The sequence below is a fragment of the Shuttleworthella satelles DSM 14600 genome (assembly GCF_000160115.1).
Classification (GTDB): domain Bacteria; phylum Bacillota; class Clostridia; order Lachnospirales; family Lachnospiraceae; genus Shuttleworthia; species Shuttleworthia satelles.
The window spans coordinates 844,938-868,802 of sequence record NZ_GG665866.1 but is presented as its reverse complement, the minus strand read 5'-3'; the positions used below and the strand labels follow the sequence as shown (position 1 = coordinate 868,802).

Here is a 23,865-nt window from a genome sequence, read left to right as displayed (position 1 = left end):
AATCGATGTGCTGTGAGCGAGCCTTCTATTGTGGGGATGAGAAGAAAAGCAAAGATGACGCGGGCGAGGAAGGCAGCCGCGATGATACGGATAAAAAAGGCAGCTAAGATGACGCGGACGAGAAGAGAGTAGAAAGGATACACATGCTTTTAGATCTGCATGTCAAAAATCTGGCCCTGATCGAGGAGGAGGAAATTCACTTCGGAGGGGGACTGAATATCCTGACCGGAGAGACCGGGGCCGGGAAATCCATCATCCTGGGAGCCCTGGGGATCGCTCTGGGTAAGAAGGCCTCCAGGGAGATCCTTCGCAGACCCGAAGAAGACGGGCTCGCAGAGGCTGTCTTTGCCGTGACCAGTCCGGCGCAGAGGCAGGTCCTTGCTGAACTTGAGATTCCCGTCTACGACGACCAGGTCATCTTCTCAAGACGCATTTCATCGGGCAGAACCATCTCTAAGATCAACGGGGAGACCATGCCCGCCCAGACCTTAAAGAGGGCCGGAGAGGCCTTCCTGGATGTCTATGGTCAGAATGAGCAGCAGACACTCCTGAAGAAGAGCAGACACCTGGCTCTTTTGGACGCCTTTGCCGGAGAGGAGCTCGACGGCCTGAAAGGGGATCTGTCTCTGGCTTATCAGACCTATGCCGATCTGAAGAAGGAGGCAGATTCGGCCTCCCTGGATCTGTCCGCCCGCCTGCGTGAGATCTCCTTTTTAGAGCATGAGGTGGAGGAAATCAGGGAAGCGGAGCTTGCGATTGGAGAGGACCTGAATCTGGAGGCGGAGTATCGAAAGATGAAATACGCCTCTAAGATCACAGAGGAATTGGATCGGGTCCGCCATCTTTTGTCGGATGAGTCCGCCTGCGGGGATCTGATCGCCCAGGCGATTCATTCCCTGCGCCAGGCGGAGGATTATGACAGCAAAATCGGGGACTATCTGTCAGCCCTGATGGATGTCGAGTCTCTGATTTCGGATGTCTCAGGAGAGATTGATTCCCATTTGGAGGATGCGGCGTTCGATGAGGAGAGATTCTATGAGCTTGAGCAGAGGCTTGATCTGATCAATGACCTCAAGGCCAAGTACGGAAGAAGCATCGAGGAGATTCTGGCCGCTTTAGAAGACAAGCAAAAAGAGCTTTTTAAGCTGCAGGATTATGACCGCTATCAGGAGGAACTGAAGAAGAGGCTAAAGAGGGCAGAGGAGGCCTATCTGGATCTGGCCAGACAGGTTTCGGCCCGGAGGAAGCAGGCGGCAAAAAAACTCTGCGCCAGAGTATCAGAAGCCCTTTTGTCCCTCAATTTTCTCTCCGCCAATTTTCAGATGCGCTTTACAGAGACATCCTCCTATACGGCGGGAGGGATTGACGAGGCGGAGTTCTATATCTCCACCAACCCGGGAGAGGAGGCACGTCCACTGAGTCAGGTGGCCTCGGGCGGAGAATTAAGCCGTATTATGCTTGTCATCAAGACGGAACTGGCAGCCAGAGAAGACCTGGTGGACAGCCTGATTTTCGATGAGGTGGACGCCGGTATCTCAGGGAAAACGGCCCAGGCGGTCGCCCGTAAGCTGCGCCGCCTGGGAAGAGAGGTGCAGGTGATCTGCATCACACACCTGCCGCTGATAGCCGCCGAGGCGGACCGGCATTTTCTGATTGAAAAGTCCCTGCAGGCCGGGAGGACAGTATCCGGAATCCGCCAGCTGGATGAGGAGGAGACGGTAAGGGAGCTTGCCCGCATGATTTCCGGGGATGTGATCAGCGAAAGCGTTCTGGAAAATGCCCGTCAGATGCGGGACGCAGCCGCAAAAGAGAAGAGGGATCAATAGCATGGGCAAGTCACTTTTTATCGCGGAGAAGCCCTCTGTCGCCCGGGAGTTCGCCAGCGCGCTGGGGGAGAATACCAGCCGAAGAGACGGATATCTGGAGGGGGAACATCTGATTGTAACCTGGTGCCTGGGACATCTGATCACCATGTCCTATCCGGAGGCCTATGACCCTGGCCTGAAAAAATGGCGCATGGATACCCTGCCCTTTATCCCCGAGACCTTCCGATATGAGGTCCTGCCCAATTCCGCCAGGCAGTATCAGATCGTGGCTTCCCTGCTCAACCGGTCAGATGTCGATACCATCTATGTCTGCACAGACTCGGGGCGGGAGGGGGAGTATATTTACCGCCTGGTGGCTCAGGAGGCCGGCGTCCAGGACAAGGTGCAGAAGCGGGTCTGGATCGATTCTCAGACCCGAGAGGAGATCCTGCGGGGAATCAAAGAAGCCAGGGACGAGTCCGACTACGATCACCTGGCCGCTTCCGCCTATCTGCGGGCCAAAGAGGATTATCTGATGGGAATCAACTTCTCAAGGATCCTCTCCTTAAAGTACGGGAGCGCCATCGCCAATATGCTCAAGGAAGGGTACAGCTCGATTTCTGTGGGACGGGTGATGAGCTGCGTGCTGGGAATGGTGGTTCGAAGAGAGAGGGAGATCCGCGACTTTGTGAAGACCCCCTTCTATCGGGTCCTGGGCGATGTAAATCTTTTGCCGGAATCCCCGGGACAGAGCTCCGTCAGTCTTGGGGCAGAACAGACGGGACAGGGATCTGACAGCCTTGGGGCAGAACAGACGGGACAAGAGCTTGGAAGCCCTGGTGTAGATCGGACGGGACAGGGCAGAGGGGACTTGAGGCAGGCCATTCTCAAGGGCCTGGAGTGGCGGGCTGTTCCAGGAAGCCGCTATGAGAATTCTCCCCTCCTCTATAAGGAGAACGGGTTCAAGGAGAGGACGGACGCCCTGGGCCTGATCGAGGAGCTGAATCAGCTGCCGAAGAAGTCGCTCTCTCTGGAGAAAGAGGAGGATTATCCCTGCAGCCTCAAGGGAAAGATACAAAAGATCGGCAGGAAGAAGGAGAAGAAGAATCCTCCTCTGCTCTATAATCTGGCCGAGATCCAGAACGACTGCTCCAGATTCTTCAAGATTTCGCCCGATGAGACGCTGGCCATCATACAGGAGCTCTATGAGAAGAAGCTTGTGACCTATCCCAGGACAGACGCGCGCGTTCTGTCAACAGCGGTCGCCAAGGAGATCGACAAAAATATCCGGGGCCTTGCGGGAATTCCGGGAGTGCGGACCTTTGTCAGGGAGATCCTGGATCAGGGACTCTATAAGGGAATTGCCAAAACCCGCTATACGGACGACAAGAAGATCACAGATCACTACGCCCTGATTCCGACGGGACAGGGACTGGGAGCCCTGGGACGGATGCCGAGAAGAGCGGCCATGGTCTATGAGATCATTGTGAGGCGTTTCCTGGCGATTTTCTATGATCCGGCGGTCTATGAGAAGCTCAACCTGACGGTTTGCGCCTGGGGGGAGTCCTTCTTTGCCTCGGATAAGTACCTGGTGGAAGAGGGCTATCTGAAGGTGATGCATTACTCCTTTCAAAAAAAGGAGGGGGGATCCGGTCGAAAAGAGGAGGAAGAGCAGGAGGGGAATGCCATAGGCCAGGATGAGACGAAAAAAGACGACGCGGAGGACAGCAGGGAGAATCAGGCGCTTCTCGCAAGGCTTCTGCCAAAGCTGAAGAAGGGCGATCCGGTCTGCTTTCTTGCCTTTTGTGTAAAGGAAGGGGAGACCTCCCCTCCAAAGCGCTATAACTCAGGCTCTCTGATCCTGGCCATGGAGAATGCGGGTCAACTGATTGAGGATGAGGAGCTGCGCGCGCAGATCAAGAGTCAGGGAATCGGTACTTCCGCGACCCGGGCGGAAATCTTAAATAAACTGATCCGCATTTCCTACCTGTCGCTCAACAAGAAGACGCAGATCATCAGCCCCACCCTGCGCGGGGAGCTAGTCTTTGATGTGATTGCCGCGTCCATGCCGCAGATGCTAAACGCGGAGCTGACAGCCAGCTGGGAGAAGGGACTGACCTATGTGGCGGAGGGGACCATTTCAGAGGACGAATATATGAAGAAGCTGGACGCTTTTATCCGATTGCGCGTCGACCGGGTGAAAGCCATGCAAAATCAAAGCTTGCTTGGAAGTCAGTTTGCCGCGGTCGCCGCCAGTTATCCAAAGCCGAAAGGAAACGTAAAGACCAGGGCTGTCAAAAAGAAGGCCGTCAGAAAGTCAGGAAAGGAAGGGTGAGAAGATGCAGGCTTGTAAAATCAGTCAGATGTACGACTTAAAAGAGACGATTGCCGGAGAGATTTTTGCCGGCAGGGAGTATCCGTGGGAGGTTCTGGATGATATCGGAGATTTCATCATGAAGCTGGGCGCGACTTTGAATCCTGACCGCTACGAAAAGCGGGGGGAGAATATCTGGATCGCCAGATCCGCCTCAGTAGATCCAAGCGCCCACATCACCGGGCCCTGTATCATTGATGAGAGGACGGAGGTGCGACCCGGCGCCTTCATCCGGGGCAAGGCCATTGTCGGGAAAAACTGCGTGGTTGGGAACTCGACCGAGCTGAAAAATGCCATCCTCTTCAATGTGGTTCAGGTGCCCCACTATAACTATGTAGGAGATTCTGTCCTTGGCTTTCACTCCCATATGGGAGCCGGGTCTATCACATCCAATGTCAAATCGGACAAGAGTCTGGTTCTGGTGAAAGACGGGATGGAGACGATTGAGACGGGCCGAAAGAAGCTCGGAGCCATGCTGGGGGACTATGTCGAGGTCGGCTGTAATTCTGTCCTCAATCCGGGAACCGTGATCTGCCCCCACTCCAATATCTATCCCCTCTCCAGCGTCAGGGGAGTCGTACCGGCCCGGTCCATTTTCAAGTCCGGCAAGGGGACACAGATCGTCGCCAAGAATTGATCTTTTGGAAATTCTTTTAGCAATTTAAAAGCCAAATCAATTTCGAATCAGAAAACTGCACAAAGAATCCGCGAGACAGAGACAAATATTCGTCTCAGAAAAACAAATTTAGACTTGCCATCGGAGATATCCACTAGGATAATGAAAGGCGTTACAGGAAAAGAAAGAAATCATAAAAGGAAATGCGGAAAAGGCCGGCGGCGGATCCCGTGAGTTAGGAGATTAGAGTGAAGTCATATCTTGAAATGTCAAAAGAGGAGCTGGAGCAGCTGCGGGCAGAATTAAAAGCCGCTTACCGAAAGTATCAGGACATGGAACTCTCCCTGAACATGAGCCGTGGGAAGCCCTGCAAGGAACAGCTTGATCTGTCTATGGAACTTATGGATATCTTGAATTCCGATTCCGACCTGACCTGTGAGGACGGGACTGATTGCCGCAATTACGGCGTTCTGGATGGACTGCCGGAGGCCAAGGAACTGATCGGGGCCATGATGGAGAACAAGCCGGATAATATCATTATCTACGGAAACAGCTCTCTCAATGTCATGTACGACTGCATCAGCCGCTCTTATACACATGGAGTCATGGGAAATACCCCCTGGTGCAAGCTGGACAAGATCAAATGGCTCTGCCCGGTTCCCGGATATGACCGTCACTTTGGGATCACAGAATACTTTGGCATAGAGATGATCAATATTCCCATGACGGAGCAGGGACCGGACATGGATCTGGTTGAGAAACTCGTATCGGAGGATGAGGCGATCAAGGGGATCTGGTGTGTCCCCAAGTATTCCAATCCCCAGGGATATTCCTACTCCGATGAGACGGTGCGGCGTTTCGCAAGGCTTGCGCCGGCGGCCAAGGATTTCAGGATCTACTGGGACAATGCCTACGGAGTGCACCATCTCTATGACGACAGGCAGGATCAGCTGATTGAAATCCTGCATGAGTGCAAGAAGGCAGGCAACCCGGACATGGTCTACAAATTTGCCTCCACATCTAAGATCACCTTCCCGGGGTCAGGGGTGGCAGCTCTGGCAACCTCTCTGAATAATCTGGAGGACATCAAGAACCAGATGAAGAATCAGACCATCGGTCACGACAAGGTCAATCAGCTGCGCCATGTCCGCTATTTCAAGGATTTAGACGGGATCAGGGCCCATATGAGAAGGCACGCGGATGTCATCCGTCCCAAGTTCGAAATAGTGGAAAGGACCTTCGATGAGCAGCTGGAGGGCCTGGGAATCGGCTCCTGGACTGTACCCAACGGCGGCTATTTCATCAGCTTCGAGACCCTGGAGGGCTGTGCCAAAAAGGTGGTCAGCCGCTGCAAGAAGGCGGGAGTGACACTGACCGGTGCCGGTGCGACCTATCCATACCACAGGGATCCCGCTGACAGCAATATCCGCATTGCGCCCACCTATCCATCTGTGGAGGATCTGGCTAAGGCAGCAGATCTCTTTGCCCTCTGTGTCAAGCTGGTCTCTGTTGAGAAACTGCTTGAGGATTCAGAAAACAAATGAAAGCAGGGGCTTGTACCCGGATCAAAATCCCGTGAGCAGTCTTTTTCCCTTTCTATTGGGAGATGAGATGAAAGAGAACAGCAGTGGCCTGGGTTTGGAAAGATCATGTATCTGAGATGATTTCATGGTTATAGACCCTATAATAGATTGGAATATCGCGATCGCCGGTATTTCGTTGACAGGGTAGGGCGAAGTGCTATGATTTCAATAACGTGTTGAGGCGAAAGGCTGACCCTTATGAGAAAACAGGTATTATCCATTTTAGTAGAGAACACCTCAGGCGTCTTGAGTCACATCTCCGGCCTCTTCTCCAGAAGAGGATTCAACATCGACAGTTTCTCAGCCGGCGTCACCGCGGATGAGCGCTTCACACGACTTACCATTGTTGCACATGGGGATCGCCTGATCTTGGATCAGATCCGAAAACAACTGGCTAAGCTGGAGGATGTGATCAGCATCAAAAAGTTGGAGACCGGTGCGTCCGTTCAGAGAGAACTGATGCTGGTCAAGATCAGTGCCAAGGATTCCGATCGCCAGAATGTGCTCAGTATCACGGAGATCTTCAAGGGAAGAGTTGTGGATGTGACTCACGATTCCATGGTGATCGAAATCACCGGAGGGCAGGATAAACTGGCTGCCTTTTTGGATATGCTTGACGGATACGAGATACTTGAACTGGCCAGAACCGGTCTGACGGGCCTGTCCCGCGGGTCGGATGATGTTACGATCATCGAGTAATCGAGGTCTGGCAATAAATACTAATTTTAATCAGGAGGAATGACAAATGGCAGAAGCAAGAATGTTCTACAATGAGGATTGTAATGTTGATCTCTTAAAGGGCAAGCACATCGCGGTCATCGGCTATGGCTCTCAGGGACATGCGCATGCTCTGAATCTGAGAGATTCCGGCTGTGATGTTGTTGTAGGTCTCTACGAGGGATCCAAGAGCAAGGCCAAGGCAGAGGCGCAGGGACTCAAGGTGCTCCCCACGGCCCAGGCAGCCAAGTGGGCCGACATCATTATGATCCTTATCAATGATGAGCTTCAGGCCGATATGTATAAGAAGGATATTGAGCCTAATCTCGAGGCCGGCAACATGCTGATGTTCGCTCATGGCTTTAACATCAATTACAAGTGCATTGTTCCTCCCGCCAATGTCGATGTGACCATGATCGCTCCCAAGGCTCCCGGTCATACCGTTCGGTCTGAGTACCTTGAGGGCAAGGGAACTCCCTGTCTGGTAGCGGTAGAGCAGGATGCAACCGGTCATGCTCTTGAACTGGCGCTGGCATACGGGGCCGGTATCGGCGGTGCCCGCGCGGGTCTTCTTGAGACTACCTACAGAACGGAGACCGAGACAGACCTCTTCGGTGAGCAGGCTGTCCTCTGCGGTGGTGTCTGCGCCCTGATGCAGAACGGTTTCGAGGTTCTCTGCGAGGCCGGTTACGATCCCCGCAACGCGTACTTCGAGTGCATTCACGAGATGAAGCTGATCGTAGACCTGATCTATCAGTCAGGCTTCGCCGGTATGAGATACTCCATCTCTAATACGGCTGAGTTCGGGGATTATAAGGCAGGCCCCCGGATCATTACGCCTGACGTCAAGGAGAATATGAAGGCTGTTCTGGCTGACATCCAGTCCGGTAAATTCGCCTCTGAGTTCATGCAGGATATGTCCGCCGGCCGCCAGATCAACTTCCAGGCCATGCGGCGCAAGGCTGCTGAGCATCCCTGCGAGGAAGTCGGCAAGGAGATCCGCAAGCTCTACAGCTGGAATGACGAGAGCGATAAGCTTATTAACAACTGATCTCTATCAGATCATATGTCTTGAATGTCGGGGCGGGTTCCTTTGGGAACCCGCTCTTTTTGAGCGCCGCCATGTGCATAAAGAAAGACTGACATGCGCAGTTTTTTTGTTCGCTGATGATGCAGCAGCCAAAGTGACTTCTCATGAATTGAATTTGTGAAATGCAAACAAATATAGAAGAGAGAAATTATCTATTTTGAGGATTTCAAATCGTAAAAAAAGGTAGATAATGAAATCAAGAGGGCAATCCAGATTTATTTATTGCAAGGAAGCGGCACAAATTGCAAACCTACAAACAGAGTTTTATAAGGCAGGTGAGAGTATGGATGATAGAATATTAGGCTCCGTCATTGTCGCAATCGGATACACAATTGCCATCATAGTGGTTATTTGGAGGGAACATATCAAGGAGAAAAAGCATCGCAAGATCAGTTTGATCCTTTTTGTCCTATGGATGTGTGCGATGGCGGCTTATGTCATCTACCATTTTCTTCATTACTAATGAATGGAGAAGAACAAATGGATCAAAAGAATGAACTCCTGATTTGACTCATGCAGGCGGAATCACTGCAGTTCCTTCTTCAGCGCAAGGAACTTAACAAGAGCAGGGTTCTGCAGGTGATTTTTCTTGTAGGCAAAGCCGATCTCTCTGGAGGGGATGGTCCTGCCTCCGGGCAGGGGAAGCTCCACAAGAACATGATTTGCCAGGTCTTCTTCGACGAAGTTGCGGATGACGGCGGCGACGCCAATGCCAAGCTTCGCGAAGGAGATGAGCAGATCCATATCTGAGATATCCAGGGTCTCCCTGATTCGGATCTGTCTGCGGCGGAGAAAGTCGTCGATGTAGAGACGGGTCATGTTTTCTTCATTTAACATCATGACAGTGGCCCGGGAGAGAATCTGATCCTTCCCGATCCTGTCCTGATTCAGGCGCTTTAAGTAGTCCGGCGCTGCCACGAAGCAGTCCTGAATGCAAGTCTCCGGCTCAAAGGTAATATCATCCATGCGCTCGGGCTTGCCGACCAGCCCCACATCTACCTTGTATTCCTCGATCAGGGATAAGGTCTCTCTGGATGAGCCGGTTGTGATGGAGAGACTGACGTTGGGTTCCCTGCGTGTAAATTCCGTCAGATAGGGGAGGAGGGTATGCTTGCAGAGGGTAGAGGAGACGCCGATGCGAAGAGAACCCATGCCCATGGATACCCGCTGGCGCAGGCGCTCAATCCCGGAATCCAGGGATGAGAAGGCTTCCTGAACAGTCTCATAGAGCATTTGTCCCTCGGGGGTCAGAAGGACTCCCTTGGAGGAGCGGATAAAGAGCTTGGCTCCCAGCTGCTCCTCCAGTTTTTGTATGGACTTGGAGATGGCGGGCTGGCTGATATAGAGCTGAGACGCCGCCCTTGAAATATTTTTGCAATTGGCAACTTCATAGAAGATGCGATATCCGGATAAAGACTCGGCCATGACGACACTTTCCTCCCAGCGCAATGAATCAATCCTGTATCATCCCTGTCAGAGGCTATTGTCACACAGCTTTTCCATAACTTCAAGTTATAAAATACAGGCAAAGCTGCTATTTTTCTTCTTTCCCCTCTGATGTTAACATGAGAGAAGCAATATGATTTATGGCATTTTTTATGGGAAGCAAGGAGATGGACGCATGGGAATGACAATGACGCAGAAGATCCTGGCCGCGCATGCCGGTCTGGATCATGTCGAGGTGGGACAGCTGATTATGGCTCAGTTGGACCTGGTATTGGGCAATGATATCACCTCTCCGGTTGCGATCGATGTCATGAAGGACATGGATACGAAGGGGGTCTTTGACAGGGAGAGGATCGCTCTGGTCATGGACCATTTTGTCCCCAACAAGGACATCAAGTCCGCCGAGCACTGCAAGTGTGTCCGCGAATTCGCCTGTCAGCATGAGATCAGTCATTTCTATGATGTGGGGCAGATGGGGATTGAGCACGCCCTCCTTCCCGAGAAGGGGCTTGTTGTGGCCGGAGATGTCGTGATTGGAGCGGATTCCCATACCTGTACCTATGGCGCCCTGGGGGCTTTCTCCACAGGGGTCGGATCCACTGATATGGCGGCGGGAATGGCGACCGGCCAGGCCTGGTTCAAGGTTCCTGAGGCCATCCGGTTCAAGCTGGTCGGCAAGCCCGGCCCCTATATCTCCGGTAAGGATATTATCCTTCATATCATTGGTCTGATCGGAGTTGACGGCGCCAGATATCAGTCCATGGAGTTTGACGGAGAGGGGATACAGTATTTGTCCATGGATGATCGCTTCACCATCGCCAATATGGCGATTGAGGGCGGAGCCAAGAACGGTATTTTCCCGGTCGATGACCAGACCCTCGCCTATATCAAAGAGCATGCGGACCGCAAGCCCCTGGTCTATGAGGCTGACGCGGACGCTGACTACGCCGCTGAATACACCATCGATCTGTCTTCGCTCAAGCCGACGGTCTCCTTTCCCCATCTGCCGGAGAATACCCGCACCATTGATCAGATAGAAGATATAGCGATTGATCAGGTGGTCATCGGTTCCTGCACCAACGGCCGCCTCTCGGATCTGAAGGCGGCGGCGGAAATCCTAAAGGGGCGCAAGGTGGCGGATCGGGTTCGCACCATTATCATTCCGGCCACACAGCAGATTTATCTGGACGCCATGCAGGCGGGTTATTTAAAGACCTTTATTGAAGCCGGAGCCGTCGTGTCCACTCCGACCTGCGGCCCCTGCCTGGGCGGCTATATGGGAATCTTAGCTGCCGGTGAGCGATGCGTATCCACGACCAACCGCAATTTTGTCGGCCGCATGGGCGATGTCACATCCGAGGTGTATCTTGCCAGTCCCGCGGTTGCCGCGGCGAGTGCGGTTACCGGCAGGATTTCAGGACCCGCGGATCTGATCTGAGACAGGAGAAAAAGATGAAAGCAGCACACGGTAAGGTATTTAAGTATGGGGATAATGTCGATACAGATGTCATTATCCCGGCAAGGTATTTGAACTCATCTGATCCGGCAGATCTGGCCAGGCATTGCATGGAAGATATCGACAGGGACTTTGTCTCCCGGGTCGATACCGGAGACATTATTGTCGCGGAAAAGAATTTTGGCTGCGGCTCCTCCAGAGAGCACGCCCCGATCGCAATTAAGGCGGCAGGCGTCTCCTGTGTCATCGCGGAGACCTTCGCCCGGATTTTCTATCGAAATGCCATCAACATCGGTCTGCCCATTGTGGAGTGCAAAGAGGCGGCCGCTGATATTGAGGCGGGAGACGAGGTTGAGGTTGACTTCGATTCCGGTCTCATCACCAATCACACAAGAAAAAAGACCTATCAGGGACAGGCCTTTCCGCCCTTCATGCAGAAGATCATCGACGCGGAGGGACTGGTCAACTATATCAATACCAATCGATAGGTTGACTTTCGATTCCCCTGATAGAAGCTCTTTTTGATTTTATCCGTGTCTTGCTTTCAGCCCGCCTTCGGTTCCGTTTTTGATCGCCTTGATCCTGCCCGGCCGTTGACGTATGCGGCCTGTCACCCCTATAATTCTTTGTAAAACGGATATTGTACGAGTATAGATGAGGTACAGCATGGATCTGCATTACGTGAGCACCAGAGATTATTTGAATCGGGTAACGGCCTCCCAGGCCATCTTACAGGGCCTGGCTTCTGACGGCGGACTCTATGTCCCGGATCAATTGCCCCAATTTGACTTCAGTCCAGAGGATCTGATCGGAAAGACCTATCAGGAGGTCGCCTATGAGGTGATGCGTCATTTTCTGACGGACTTTACGGAGGAAGAATTAAAATCCTGCATTGCCCTGGCTTATGACAGCAAGTTTGACACAGAGGAGATCGCCCCCATGACTTATGCCCAGGGGGCATACTACCTGGAACTCTTTCACGGCAAAACCATCGCTTTTAAGGATATGGCCCTGTCCATCCTTCCTCATTTGATGCTTACTTCGGCCAGGAAGAATGGCGTTGACAGGGAGATTGTCATCTTAACCGCCACATCCGGCGATACCGGAAAAGCCGCCATGGCTGGATTTGAGGATGTCAAGGGGACCAGGATCATTGTCTTTTATCCCAAGGATGGGGTCTCCGCCATTCAGGAGCGGCAGATGCTGACCCAGACGGGAGATAATACGCATGTGGTCGGTATTCACGGTAACTTCGACCAGGCTCAGTCCGGGGTCAAGCGCATGTTCAATGATCCCGTCTTAAACGAGAAGATCCGTGAGAAGGGCTTTCAGTTCTCCTCTGCCAATTCCATCAACATCGGCCGTCTGGTTCCCCAGATCGTCTATTATGTCTACGCCTATGTGAAGCTTTTGGAGAATGGGAAGATCGGGGCGAAGGAGAAGATCAATGTCGTTGTCCCAACCGGCAATTTCGGCAATATTCTGGCGGCATATTACGCCAAGAGGGCGGGACTTCCCATCGCGAAGCTGATCTGCGCCTCCAATGAGAACCGGGTTCTCTATGATTTCTTCTCGACGGGTACCTATAATAAGAATCGTCCCTTTCAGGTGACGAACTCGCCCTCTATGGATATTCTGATCTCCTCCAACCTGGAGCGTCTGATCTATGAGATCGCGGGAGAATCCGACATCGTCAATGCCGGGCTCATGGATTCACTCGCAAGGAAGGGGATTTATGAGATCACGGATCAAATGAGACAGAAGCTCGGGGATTTCTACGGCAATTACGCCGATGAGGACCAGACAGAAGAGGCCATCCGTGAAATTTACCAGACCTGCGGTTATGTTATCGATACACATACTGCCGTCGCTGCTTCTGTCTACGGCAAGTACAAGGCGGAGACGGCAGATGAGACAAAGACAGTGATTGCCTCTACCGCGTCACCCTACAAGTTCCTTCACGCCGTCATGACGGCGATCGATCCCAAGTACGCGAATGTGGAGGACTTTGATCTGATCGGCCCCCTGTCTGAGATTTCAGGCTGCCCCGTTCCAAGGGCCGTCTCTGATATTGTGGCGGCTCCCATCCGCCATGACACCGTCTGTGAGCCCGAACAGATGGACCAGGTGGTATGCAGCTTTCTGGGACTCTAAGTTCCGGCCTGTGCATCACATGAACAGGCACCAAAAGAAGACAAGCCCTCTTATGTGTTTTTCGACTTTATGAGGGTATGGCACAGAAATCCCGCTCCCCGTGAGCGGGATTTTTTACAATGTGAATCTGTGTACTTTCATAAAAAGCGAATCCGAGCATTTTTTATGTAACATGCAAAATGAATCTATACATTTTTTATGCAAATGGAATCCGTGCTTGACAAAATAAATTGAGCACAATATAATTAAGTCATCGTAAACGAAAGATTGAAATCAGGAGAGGAGTTCCTATGGCCAGCATTTATGATTATGAGCTTGAGAGAGCGGACGGAAGCAGGTTTTCCCTGGCTGAGAACAAGGAAAAGGTCATGATTATCGTCAACACAGCCACCGGTTGCGGATTCACCCCACATTATGAGCCCCTGGAGGCTCTCTATGAGAAGTACCATGAGCAGGGTCTTGAGATCATTGATATTCCCTGCAACCAGTTCGCCGGTCAGGCGCCCGAGTCGGATCAGGAGATTCACGAATTCTGCCAGTTAAAGTACCACACGCAGTTTGAGCAGTTTAAGAAGTCTGAGGTCAATGGGGATCATCAGCTGGATCTCTATCGCTATCTGAAGAGTCAGAAGGGCTTTGAGGGCTTTGGGAAGGGGCCGAAGGCTCTGGCAATGAGCGCCCTGCTTTTAAAGATGGACAGGAATTATAAGAAGAATCCGGATATCAAGTGGAACTTCACCAAGTTTCTTGTTGACCGCGATGGCAATGTCATCGGCAGATATGAGCCCACCTATGATATGGGTAAGTTCGCCGAGGAAGTCGGCAGACTTTTTTCATAGACCGGAAGAATCCGAACTTGGAAAATGAAAGTGATGGCAGGGGGCGGGGGACCATTGGTCCTTTCGCCCTTTATTCATGACCATAGGATGCATGCCACTATGGATAAGCCACCTGTCAGACTAACTGCAACACAGAGATCTTCCAGAGTAAATGTAACAAGCTGTTGCGTTTACATTGAAAAATCTTGGCGCGCGCATTTCCCCTGTGTAATTCGCCGTGCATTTCAGCGTGGATTCTATCGTTAATCAGTGTGGATTCTACCGTTAATTCGTTGTCAGTCAGCCGGGAATTAAGCTATAATAGGGCGCAGTGTGGTCTAAAGGGGCAAAAGCGTTTGAAATCAAATCAGAATGTTGTTACTGCAACAGTGATGATGACCCTTCTGCCATATAATTTTAGCCGTAAATCAGAGAGACAGCAGAGAGAGAGAATATGGCTCTGCTTTAAGGAGGTTATCATGGCAAACAATATTCTCGAGATTCAGGATTTGCATGCCCGCATTGAGGACAAGGAGCTTTTGCATGGTCTGAACCTTCAAATCGGCGCCGGACAGACCCATGTCATCATGGGACCCAACGGGGCAGGCAAGTCGACCCTGGGGTCAACCATTATGGGAGATCCCCGATTCGAGATTACATCCGGTTCCATCCGATTTGATGGAGAGGAGATTGCCGGGGAGCCCGCGGACAAGATTGCCAGAAAAGGGCTTTTTATCAGCTTCCAAAACCCCATTGAGGTTCCCGGAATCACCCTGTCCAACTTCATTCGCACGGCGATGGAGAATCGCACAGGCAAGCATATCCGTCTCTGGGACTTTAAGAAAGATCTGACCAAGACCATGGAAATTCTGGAGATGGATCCTTCCTACGCGGACAGAGATCTCAATGTCGGGTTCTCGGGCGGTGAGAAGAAGAAGGCTGAGATCCTGCAGCTTCTCATGCTAAAGCCCTCTCTGGCGATCCTTGACGAGACCGATTCCGGTCTGGATGTGGACGCGGTCCGTATTGTCTCCAAGGGGATTGAGGAGTACAAGAATTCTGTCGGCGGAGCCCTGATGATTATCACGCACGCCACCCGTATTTTAGAGGCTCTTGAGGTGAACGCGACGCATGTTTTGGTCAACGGGCAGATTGTCGCCAATGGAGACGCCTCTATGGTAGATGAGATCAATGCGAACGGCTTTGAGAAGTATCTTCCCAAGGAGGCCTGATTTGAGTAAAGAGAAAACATACGTAGACGATATTGATCGCAGTTTGTATGACTTCCGCTATGACGAGAAGGATGCCTATAAGGTCGAGGAGGGTCTGACCCCCGCCATTGTCGAGCAGATCTCTGAGGAGAAGAAGGATCCGGACTGGATGCGCGAATTTCGCCTGTCCTGTCTGAAGATATACGAGGAGACGGCTTTTCCGCAGTGGGGTCCATCAATCGACGGTCTTGACATGAACAATATTGTCACCTACATCCGTCCCAGGGATAACCATATGGTCAAGGACTGGAAGCAGGTTCCAAAGGATATCAAGGACACCTTCGAGAAGCTGGGGATTCCCCAGGCGGAGCGGGAGTCTCTGGCCGGCGTGGGCGCCCAGTATGATTCCGAGCTGGTCTATCACAATGTCCGCGAGGAGGTCGCTGCCCAGGGCGTGATCTATACCGATCTGGAATCCGCTCTGCATGGGCCCTATGCCCAGATGATCCGGGATCACTTTATGAAACTGGTTCCGGCCACCGATCACAAATTCGCGGCTCTGCACGGGGCGGTCTGGTCCGGGGGTTCTTTCGTCTATGTCCCGCCCGGCGTCTCCGTGGAGATCCCCCTTCAGTCCTATTTCCGCCTGAACGCAGCCGGAGCCGGTCAGTTCGAGCACACCCTGATTATTGTAGATGAGGGGGCTTATCTGCACTTTATTGAAGGCTGTTCCGCTCCCAAATATAATGTAGCTAATCTGCATGCCGGCTGTGTCGAGCTCTATGTCGGCAAGAACGCGACCCTGCGCTACTCCACCATTGAGAACTGGTCCAAGAACATGTATAACCTCAACACCAAGCGGGCCAGGGTGGAAGAGGGGGGCAAGATCGAGTGGATCTCAGGCTCCTTCGGATCTCACGTCTCTTACCTCTATCCCTCCAGTTATCTGGTGGGAGAGGGGGCCAGAAGTGAGTTCACCTCCGTCACCTTTGCCGGAAAGGGGCAGAACCTGGACACGGGCTGCAAGGTGGTCCACAACGCGCCCAACACCTCTTCCTATGTGAACACCCGGTCGATTTCCAAGAGCGGCGGCATCTCCACCTTCCGGTCTTCGGTCAATGTGACCCCCAGAGCTAAGGGAGCCAAGGCTTCTGTCTCATGCGCTTCTCTGATGCTGGATGACATCTCCAGATCAGACACCATTCCGGCTATGGATATTCGCACGGCAGACGCGGATATCGGACATGAGGCCAAGATCGGCCGTATCTCCGATGAGACGGTCTTCTACCTGATGAGCCGGGGCATGTCAGAGGAGGATGCAAGAGCTCTGATCGTATCCGGCTTCGCTGACAATGTAGGTAAGGAGCTTCCTCTCGAGTACGCGGTTGAGATGAATAATCTCATCCGGCTTGAGATGAAGGGGGCCATCGGATAAGGAGGAATGACAAATGACTGAGAAGATGAACTTAATTGTCAACCGTATTCCCTCCCCCACCTGGAACTGGCTGAAGATGAACGAGATCAGGGCAAAAGAAGTGGCTGTCTCATCGGACGCGGCCTTTTCCCTCCTTCTCCCTGAGGGAATGGGAGGCTACGTCGCGTCTGCTTCCAGGCTGCCGCAGGTCCGGACAGGTCTCGGATATGATCTTGACAGGGCATTTGAGACAGTTCGCCAGACAAGCCGACTGATCACGATCCCCGAGGGAGACCATTTTGTGCAGCCGGCCCGCGTAGAGATGGATCTGAGCGCAAGAAAGGTCACGGGCAACCAGCTGGAGATCCACGCGGCCCACGATTCAGAGGCGACTGTGATCGTCAACCTGCGCGCGCTAAAGGATCAGAAGGGCGATGCCCTTGTCCAGATCAAGTATGACATTCAGAAGCATGCCGTTCTGAAACTGGTTACGGTTCAATCCGCGGGACAGGGCTTGCGGGTCTTCTTCGACCTGGGCGGTCAGCTCGCTGATTCTGCCCGCTTTGAGCTGACCCAGGTGATTCTGGGTGGACAGTCCTGCTATGGCAATTACTCCGCTCTGGAGGGAGAGTCCTCGAGTGTCAGTACAGAGATTGCCTATTTGATCGGCCAGGACGAGAGCCTCGATATGAATTACGTTGCGATTCACACCGGAAGGAAGACAGACACGGTCATGAAGGTGTCCGGTGTCCTGGAGGACAATGCCCGGAAGAATTTCCGCGGAACTATTGACTTTCGCCGGGGCGCCAAGGGCGCAACCGGAAATGAGCTGGAGGAAGTCCTCCTCATGAGCGATGATGTCGTCAACCAGACCATCCCTGTCATCCTCTGTCAGGAGGAAGATGTGGAGGGCAACCACGGCGCTTCGATCGGAAAGCTGGATGAGAGCCTGCTCTTTTATCTGCAGTCCCGCGGGCTCAGCCTGGATGAGATCTACCAGATGATGTCAAGGGCTAAGATCGAGGCGGTGTCCTCCAAGATAGAAGATCAGAAAACCAGGGAGGATATCCTGGCGGTTTTGGATCAGAGAGAAGGTTAGTTTATGACCGATGAGGAGAAGAGGATTCGCGCGGACTTTCCGCTTTTGGCGAATCGAGATATCGTCTATCTGGATAACAGCGCGACGACCCAGAAGCCCCAGTCTGTATTAGAGGTGGACCTGAGCTTTTATCAGAAGCGCAATGCCAACCCTCTGCGGGGATTATATCAGCTGTCCATCGACGCGACTGACGCCTACGAGGGGGCCAGAGCCAAGGTGGCTGACTTCATCGGAGCCGGTCGCCCCGAGGAGATTGTCTTTACCAGAAACGCCACCGAAGCGCTGAATTTGGTCGCCTATTCCTACGGGAGAAGTTTCCTGAAGGAGGGAGATGAGATCGTTCTCTCTGTGGCTGAGCACCACTCAAACATTCTTCCCTGGCAGGGAGTCGCCCAGGCGACCGGGGCCAGGCTGGTCTGGTTTGAGTGCGATGACACGGGAAAACTAGATCCAGAGAGGCTGCGAGAGCTGGTCAATGAGCACACGAAGATCGTGGCGATCAGTCAGGTCTCCAATGTCTTTGGAAGAAGCAACGATGCCGGGGAATATGCCAGGATTGCCCATGAGGCAGGGGCGGTCTATGTCTGCGACGGGGCGCAGTCGGTCCCCCATATGCCGGTCGATGTCAGGGAGATGGACTGCGACTTTCTTGCCTTCTCAGGACACAAGATGCTGTCAGCCATGGGAATCGGAGTCCTCTATGCCAGGTATGAACTCCTGGAGAAGATGCCCCCCTTTATGACTGGGGGAGAGATGATCGAGTATGTGACCCGCGAGGGCGCCACTTACGCAGAGATCCCCCACAAGTTCGAGGCTGGGACGGTCAATGCTGGCGGCGCCGTCAGCCTGGCGGCCGCCATCGACTACTACCATAAGATCGGCTTTGAGACCATTCAGCGCAGGGAAGAAGACCTGTCCGTCTACATGATGGAGGGGATGAAGAAGATTCCCCATATCCACATTCTGGGGTCTGAAGATCCGACAGATCATCACGGCATCGTGACCTTCACCATTGACGGCGTTCATCCCCATGATGTGGCGGCGATCTTCGACGCCTCCGGCATCTGTGTCAGGGCCGGTCACCACTGCGCCCAGCCCCTGCACAGGCATTTGACGAAAATCTCTGAGAAGGTTGCCTATATGTCTACCACGAGGGCGTCGCTGGCCTTCTACAATACAAGAGAGGACGTCGACCGCTTTTTGACCTGCCTTGCGGATATCAGGAGGGAAATGGGTTATGGCAATGAATAATACCTTCTACAATGAGATTCTGACTGACCACAATATGAACCCCATCCATAAGCACGCCCTGCCGGACGCTAATATGAGTCTGGAGGGAGTGAATCCCTCCTGCGGCGACGACATCGTCCTAAGCCTCAAGGTCGAGGACGGCAAGATCTTAGATGGGGCCTATGAGGGGAGCGGCTGTGCTATCTCCCAGGCCTCCGCGGATATGATGCTGGATCTGATTATCGGAAAGTCCGTGGAAGAGGCGAAACGCCTGTCTGAGATTTTTCTGCGGATGATCAAGGGCAAGGTGACCGACGCGGAGAGGGAAGAGCTGGAGGAGGCCGGTATCCTGCAGGATGTCAGCCATATGCCGGCCAGGGTCAAATGCGCTGTTTTAGGCTGGCATACCATGGATCAGATGCTGGAGGATAAGTAAATGTCCGCGGGGATCCGCCAGGGGCAGCTGGCCCTGATCATCTGGGTACTGGCCCTGGTCCTGGTCGGCCTGGGCATCTATCTGTTTGCTCTGGCCGGGCGGATGAGAGAAGAGAAGAAGGTCTTTGCGTTTTTGATTCCGGCCACAGAGCTATACAAGATTCAGGATATGAAAGGGCTGGCCGGGTATCTGTCCGGCAGGGTTCGAATCTTATCAATCGCCTGCATGGTCTTTGGCCTGGTCCTGATTCTCTATCAGCTGATTCATTTTCCGGCTTATATTGCCGTCGCTTTCGCGCTCGCTCTCCTGATCGTCTATCTCTGGTTCAGCAGGGGACTGAGAGAGGGAGTGAAAAAATTTTAGAAAATTCAGGATAAGATCCAGGGGCGCTCGCCCCTGGATCTTAAAATGTAATCCATAAGATACAGATAAAAAAATGAAATCACAAAAAATATAGGAAAATAATTGCAATATATTAAAAATAATACAATCTATATCTTCTGCACAAAAAATGAGTCTGATTTTCATGATCTTTTATGAATAGTAAAAGCCTGTGATACATGCTATAAGTAAATCAGGTTAAAAAATTAACAGAGACAGCCAAAAAGAGGAGTCATCGTTTGATCCTTCATTCTGAAGGGGAGAGGAGAAATGGATCAAATGAGAAGTAGAGTCAAAAGAAGGATGCGGGATGTTTTGAAAACACCCCGCATCCGTAGATGTCAAATTATAGGAATCCTTCTCTTGTTTTCTCTGCTTTTCGGAGCGTGTGGCAGTGAGAATACAAAAATAGATCGAGATAAAGCGGCAATCGGTCTTGTTGTAACGACAGCGCAGGCATATGATTCTAAAATATTATGGTTTGACGCCGACTTGGGAAACAATCAAATTCAAAAATTGCACTATGCAGCGCTAGGGTCTCATTTTGCTCAGCAAATTGTAAAAAACGGTAAAATCTATATGATTCCGCAAGGCCTGGATAATCGCAAGGATACACGAAAGGTGATCAGTATTGACAAGAATGACCTGTCTATACAGGAGTACCCTTTTTCGAATATCGCCTTAAATTTCACTGAGTGCATCGGCGAAAATGTATATGCGATCAACACAAGGAACGGGGTGAGTACACTTGAAAGGTATCATACATTAAGCCAACAGAGTCAGAAGTTTGAAAGAGAAGGAGAAATTTTCAACCAAATTACGGCAGCTTCCGATAAACTGTATTGCTTTTCCATGAGATTTGATCCTGATAATCCGGATCGTTTTTTGACGACGCTTCGTATCTTTACCCCCGACCTTCAAATGGAAAAGGAGATTGATCTGTCGGAGTATGGAATGACATCCGGAAAAGCTCTGGATGATCAAGAGTATTTGTATGTGACAGTGAGTCATGATTCTTATGATAACAGCATAGGAAGGATTCTCAAGATTAACAAGTCAACATACGAAATTCAAAAATTTGACTCTGAAGAGGGCAATGTCTTTGATATATTCAGGGCAGGAGATCGATTTATTTTTACACATTATGACCCGGTGGTTAATGAAGGAGGACGTATTTCCATCTGGGACGGGAAGGACAGCGAAAAAATAGTTGACCTGGGAACACCGCTCACGTTAACAGGCATCAGCGGAAAGCACTTTGTTGTTGCAAATGACAATGGCATACGGTTATATTCCATGGACAATTTTCAGTTGCTGAAGGAACAGAAAATAGAGCTTGATTCAAGAAAATATAAGTTCTATACGTCAAGTTTACTTTTTGTAGATGAATAATTTTGGCTCTATGTCGAATGTTGGAGCGGGATCCGATCGGATCCCGCTCCATTGTTAGGGGTGCTACAGGCGAAATGTGTTTCTAATGAGTGCGAGTTTCAAGTCTGTCTAATAGGGAATGGATATCGTCGAAAGCAAGAGGATTGCTGTAAGAGAATCGCTTGTGATTGTGATTTGCAATACTCATCATATCAAATCCAGATGTGATAAAATAAATCATCATATTCATCAACAGGGGGATTTTTCAATGAACGAGAAAATTGGGGGGAAGTATCGGGGAACCAGCGTCAGAGCGGGGCTGGTCTATGGAATGGCTGAGTTCTTCGGGGGCGGCGCGTTTGTCATCATCAACACTTTTTTTCTGATCTTTCTGACCAAGGCGCTGGGAATCCCGGCGGCCCTGGCGGGTGCCATTCCCATGATCGGCAAGGTCTGGGACGCGGTGACAGACCCCATGATGGGAAATATCACGGACCGGACCAGGTCGAGCATAGGGCCGAAGAGGCTCTATATTTTAGTCGGCGGAATTCTGTCCGGGATTACCTTCATCCTGCTCTGGACGACCATACCGGCGCAGAATACGACGGCCTTATTTCTCTACTATGTGCTGATCTACTGCCTCTTTTCAACCGCCTTTACTGTGATCATGGTTCCCTACAACGGGCTTCTGCCCGACATGATCGACAGCTACGAGGTCCGGTCCAAGTTCTCCAGCCTGCGGATGATCTGGTCAACCCTGGGCGCCATCGCGTCGGGTCTGGTTCCGACCCTTGTCATTAAAGATACGTTGAATACCGGACTTTATCTGAAGGTGGGGATTCTGTTTGGATTTCTCTTTGGCCTGTCATGCGTAATTACCTTTCTCGGCAGCTGGGAGAAGCTGAAACCGCCGGTGAAAACCAGACTCTCCGACAGTTTCTCGGAGGCGGCGTCTGTCTTTAAGAGCAGGTCCTTTCGCATATTTATCGGAATTTATCTGTCCGGCCAATGCGCCATGGATTTTGTGTCGGGCATGGCTCTCTACTATGTGGATGATGTGATCAATGGCTATGCCAAGGGTTATATGACCATGCTGATGGGGGTTCTTCTCTTGTCTCAGCTGGTCGGTATGCTGGCTTTTTCTCCGGTCATGTCCAGGATCTCCAAGCGAACCGCCCTTCTCATCGGCGCTCCGATTCGCCTGGTATGTACCTTGGGACTGGTTTTCTTCTCCTATGAAAATGCCCCCATTGTCCCGATTTTACTTCTGGCTGCCGGAATTGGAATCGGCAACGCGGCAACCTTGACCAGTATCTTTGCCATTCTGGCGGATATGGCGGATGTCGATGAACTGATCACCTCGACCAGCAGGCCGGGTATTGTCTCGGGGATGGCGACCTTCGCCAGGAAGATCTCCGCGGGCCTGTCTGTCTGGCTGATTGGAATTCTGATTTCTCTGGCGGGCTATGACGGAAAGATTGCCCAGTCCGGGATGCGCCAGGCCCTGTCCACCCAGAGGGGAATTGCCGCAATTTTCGTTGCCCTTCCCGCGATTCTGATCACCCTGCTCTTGATCTTTGCCTGGATCTTCCCGATCGGAAAGAAAGAGTTTGCCATAGTAAAGAGGGAGATTGCCAGAAGACAGAAGGAGGATGGCCAGGCAAGTGAAGGGGACAGTGATGCATCCGGGGCAGATCGTCGCGCAAATGGGTCAGGTCGCGATTCGGCCGAGAGAGACGATCAGATGAGCGAGAAAGACGATCAAGCGGCCGAAGAGGACGGTCAGACGACCGAGGATGAGAAGGCCGTCTTGGAGAAGGTGACAGGATTTCACTACGAGGACCTCTGGAAGAAGACCAACGCGCATAAGGAGAAGGACAATGTCTAATCAAAATCATCCGTCGGATACGGATATGAGAAGCAAGAAAGAACCTCTGGCCTGGGCACACCGGGGAGCCAGCGGCTACTGTCCCGAGAATACCCTGCCGGCTTTCGCAAAGGCGGCTGAGCTGGGGGCGGACGGGATTGAGTTGGACATACAGTTGACCAAGGACGGTGAGCTGGTTGTCTGTCATGATGAGAAGGTGGACCGAACCTCAAGTGGGAGCGGCTGGATTAAGGATATGACCCTGGAGGAATTAAAGGCGTTGGATTTCTCCTGTGGAAATGAGGCCTTCGCCGGGGTGACCATCCCGACCATGCGCCAGGTCTTCGATCTGCTTGCACCCACGAACCTGTCGATTAATATTGAACTTAAGACCGGTATCGTATTCTATCCGGGAATTGAGGAGAAGATTCTTGGCCTGACAGAGGAGTGCGGTTTTGGAGGCCGGGTGATCTATTCCTCCTTCAATCACTACACCATCCGCCGGATGAGGGAACTGGCTCCTCATGCCAGACTTGGATTTCTCTATGCGGACGGCATCATCGATATGCCGGCTTACGGGGAGAAATACGGCGTAAACGCCCTTCATCCGGCCCTCTACAATATTCAGTTTCCGGGCTTCATGGAAGACTGCAAAAAGAGAGATCTGGCGGTTCACGTCTGGACCGTCAATGAGGAAGAGTACATGAGAATGTGCTGCAGGGCGGGAGTAGACGCGATTATCAGCAACTACCCGGACAGGGTGCGCAATGTGATTGAGGAAATGAGATAAAGAGACC

Annotated in this window: 21 protein-coding genes; 20 read left to right on the top strand and 1 reads right to left on the bottom strand. The window is 51.9% G+C overall.

Going from position 1 to position 23,865, the window contains the following annotated elements; translation table 11 throughout:
- The first annotated feature begins 143 nt into the window (after window positions 1-143).
- The 7 genes from recN (at window position 144) to GCWU000342_RS03830 (ending at window position 8,648) form a co-directional block, all read left to right on the top strand.
- Complete coding sequence (gene recN / locus GCWU000342_RS03860; protein WP_006905959.1) at window positions 144-1,826, top strand: DNA repair protein RecN; 1,683 nt, start codon at window positions 144-146, stop codon at window positions 1,824-1,826.
- 1 nt (window position 1,827) lies between these two features.
- On the top strand, window positions 1,828-4,140 hold the full coding sequence (locus GCWU000342_RS03855) for a DNA topoisomerase (RefSeq protein ID WP_006905958.1): 2,313 nt from the start codon (window positions 1,828-1,830) through the stop codon (window positions 4,138-4,140).
- A gap of 4 nt (window positions 4,141-4,144) precedes the next feature.
- Window positions 4,145-4,816: an LbetaH domain-containing protein gene (locus GCWU000342_RS03850; protein WP_006905957.1), complete on the top strand. Its 672-nt coding sequence runs from the start codon at window positions 4,145-4,147 to the stop codon at window positions 4,814-4,816.
- 227 nt (window positions 4,817-5,043) lie between these two features.
- A complete protein-coding gene (locus GCWU000342_RS03845; RefSeq protein WP_045000260.1) occupies window positions 5,044-6,339 on the top strand; it encodes a PLP-dependent aminotransferase family protein in 1,296 nt (431 codons plus the stop codon).
- 237 nt (window positions 6,340-6,576) lie between these two features.
- The gene (gene ilvN / locus GCWU000342_RS03840; RefSeq protein ID WP_006905955.1) at window positions 6,577-7,077 is read left to right on the top strand and encodes an acetolactate synthase small subunit; all 501 of its coding nucleotides are present in this window, start codon (window positions 6,577-6,579) and stop codon (window positions 7,075-7,077) included.
- A 46-nt stretch (window positions 7,078-7,123) separates the two neighbouring features.
- Window positions 7,124-8,146: a ketol-acid reductoisomerase gene (gene ilvC, locus GCWU000342_RS03835; protein WP_006905954.1), complete on the top strand. Its 1,023-nt coding sequence runs from the start codon at window positions 7,124-7,126 to the stop codon at window positions 8,144-8,146.
- Window positions 8,147-8,468: 322 nt separating this feature from the next.
- On the top strand, window positions 8,469-8,648 hold the full coding sequence (locus GCWU000342_RS03830) for a hypothetical protein (protein WP_156784478.1): 180 nt from the start codon (window positions 8,469-8,471) through the stop codon (window positions 8,646-8,648).
- Between the two features lie 62 nt (window positions 8,649-8,710).
- Here the strand turns inward: GCWU000342_RS03830 and GCWU000342_RS03825 are convergent, their stop codons facing one another.
- Window positions 8,711-9,610, bottom strand: coding sequence for a LysR family transcriptional regulator (locus GCWU000342_RS03825; protein ID WP_006905951.1), 900 nt, complete (start codon window positions 9,608-9,610; stop codon window positions 8,711-8,713).
- A gap of 196 nt (window positions 9,611-9,806) precedes the next feature.
- On the opposite strand from GCWU000342_RS03825, the gene leuC reads away from it, so the two are divergent.
- The 13 genes from leuC to GCWU000342_RS03760 all read left to right on the top strand — a co-directional run bounded on the left by leuC (window position 9,807) and on the right by GCWU000342_RS03760 (window position 23,858).
- Complete coding sequence (gene leuC / locus GCWU000342_RS03820) at window positions 9,807-11,069, top strand: 3-isopropylmalate dehydratase large subunit (RefSeq protein ID WP_045000649.1); 1,263 nt, start codon at window positions 9,807-9,809, stop codon at window positions 11,067-11,069.
- Window positions 11,070-11,083: 14 nt separating this feature from the next.
- Entirely contained in the window at window positions 11,084-11,575 is a 492-nt protein-coding gene (gene leuD / locus GCWU000342_RS03815) for a 3-isopropylmalate dehydratase small subunit (protein ID WP_006905948.1), read from the top strand.
- Between the two features lie 178 nt (window positions 11,576-11,753).
- On the top strand, window positions 11,754-13,241 hold the full coding sequence (gene thrC / locus GCWU000342_RS03810; protein ID WP_045000258.1) for a threonine synthase: 1,488 nt from the start codon (window positions 11,754-11,756) through the stop codon (window positions 13,239-13,241).
- Between the two features lie 290 nt (window positions 13,242-13,531).
- On the top strand, window positions 13,532-14,080 hold the full coding sequence (locus GCWU000342_RS03805; protein WP_006905945.1) for a glutathione peroxidase: 549 nt from the start codon (window positions 13,532-13,534) through the stop codon (window positions 14,078-14,080).
- A 458-nt stretch (window positions 14,081-14,538) separates the two neighbouring features.
- Window positions 14,539-15,291 (top strand): Fe-S cluster assembly ATPase SufC, encoded by a 753-nt coding sequence (gene sufC, locus GCWU000342_RS03800; protein WP_045000257.1) that lies wholly within the window; start codon window positions 14,539-14,541, stop codon window positions 15,289-15,291.
- A gap of 1 nt (window position 15,292) precedes the next feature.
- On the top strand, window positions 15,293-16,705 hold the full coding sequence (gene sufB / locus GCWU000342_RS03795) for a Fe-S cluster assembly protein SufB (protein ID WP_006905943.1): 1,413 nt from the start codon (window positions 15,293-15,295) through the stop codon (window positions 16,703-16,705).
- 13 nt (window positions 16,706-16,718) lie between these two features.
- Window positions 16,719-17,783: a SufB/SufD family protein gene (locus GCWU000342_RS03790; RefSeq protein WP_006905942.1), complete on the top strand. Its 1,065-nt coding sequence runs from the start codon at window positions 16,719-16,721 to the stop codon at window positions 17,781-17,783.
- Window positions 17,784-17,786: 3 nt separating this feature from the next.
- Entirely contained in the window at window positions 17,787-19,034 is a 1,248-nt protein-coding gene (locus GCWU000342_RS03785; protein WP_006905941.1) for an aminotransferase class V-fold PLP-dependent enzyme, read from the top strand.
- Entirely contained in the window at window positions 19,021-19,449 is a 429-nt protein-coding gene (gene sufU, locus GCWU000342_RS03780; RefSeq protein WP_006905940.1) for a Fe-S cluster assembly sulfur transfer protein SufU, read from the top strand. Before GCWU000342_RS03785 ends, sufU begins: the two co-directional genes overlap by 14 nt.
- The gene (locus GCWU000342_RS03775; RefSeq protein ID WP_006905939.1) at window positions 19,450-19,812 is read left to right on the top strand and encodes a hypothetical protein; all 363 of its coding nucleotides are present in this window, start codon (window positions 19,450-19,452) and stop codon (window positions 19,810-19,812) included.
- 288 nt (window positions 19,813-20,100) lie between these two features.
- Complete coding sequence (locus GCWU000342_RS03770) at window positions 20,101-21,222, top strand: hypothetical protein (protein ID WP_006905938.1); 1,122 nt, start codon at window positions 20,101-20,103, stop codon at window positions 21,220-21,222.
- A gap of 247 nt (window positions 21,223-21,469) precedes the next feature.
- Window positions 21,470-23,089 (top strand): MFS transporter, encoded by a 1,620-nt coding sequence (locus GCWU000342_RS03765; RefSeq protein ID WP_045000253.1) that lies wholly within the window; start codon window positions 21,470-21,472, stop codon window positions 23,087-23,089.
- Window positions 23,082-23,858 carry a glycerophosphodiester phosphodiesterase gene (locus tag GCWU000342_RS03760; protein ID WP_006905936.1) on the top strand — a complete coding sequence of 259 codons (777 nt, stop codon included), beginning with the start codon at window positions 23,082-23,084 and terminating at the stop codon, window positions 23,856-23,858. Before GCWU000342_RS03765 ends, GCWU000342_RS03760 begins: the two co-directional genes overlap by 8 nt.
- Window positions 23,859-23,865: the final 7 nt, after the last annotated feature.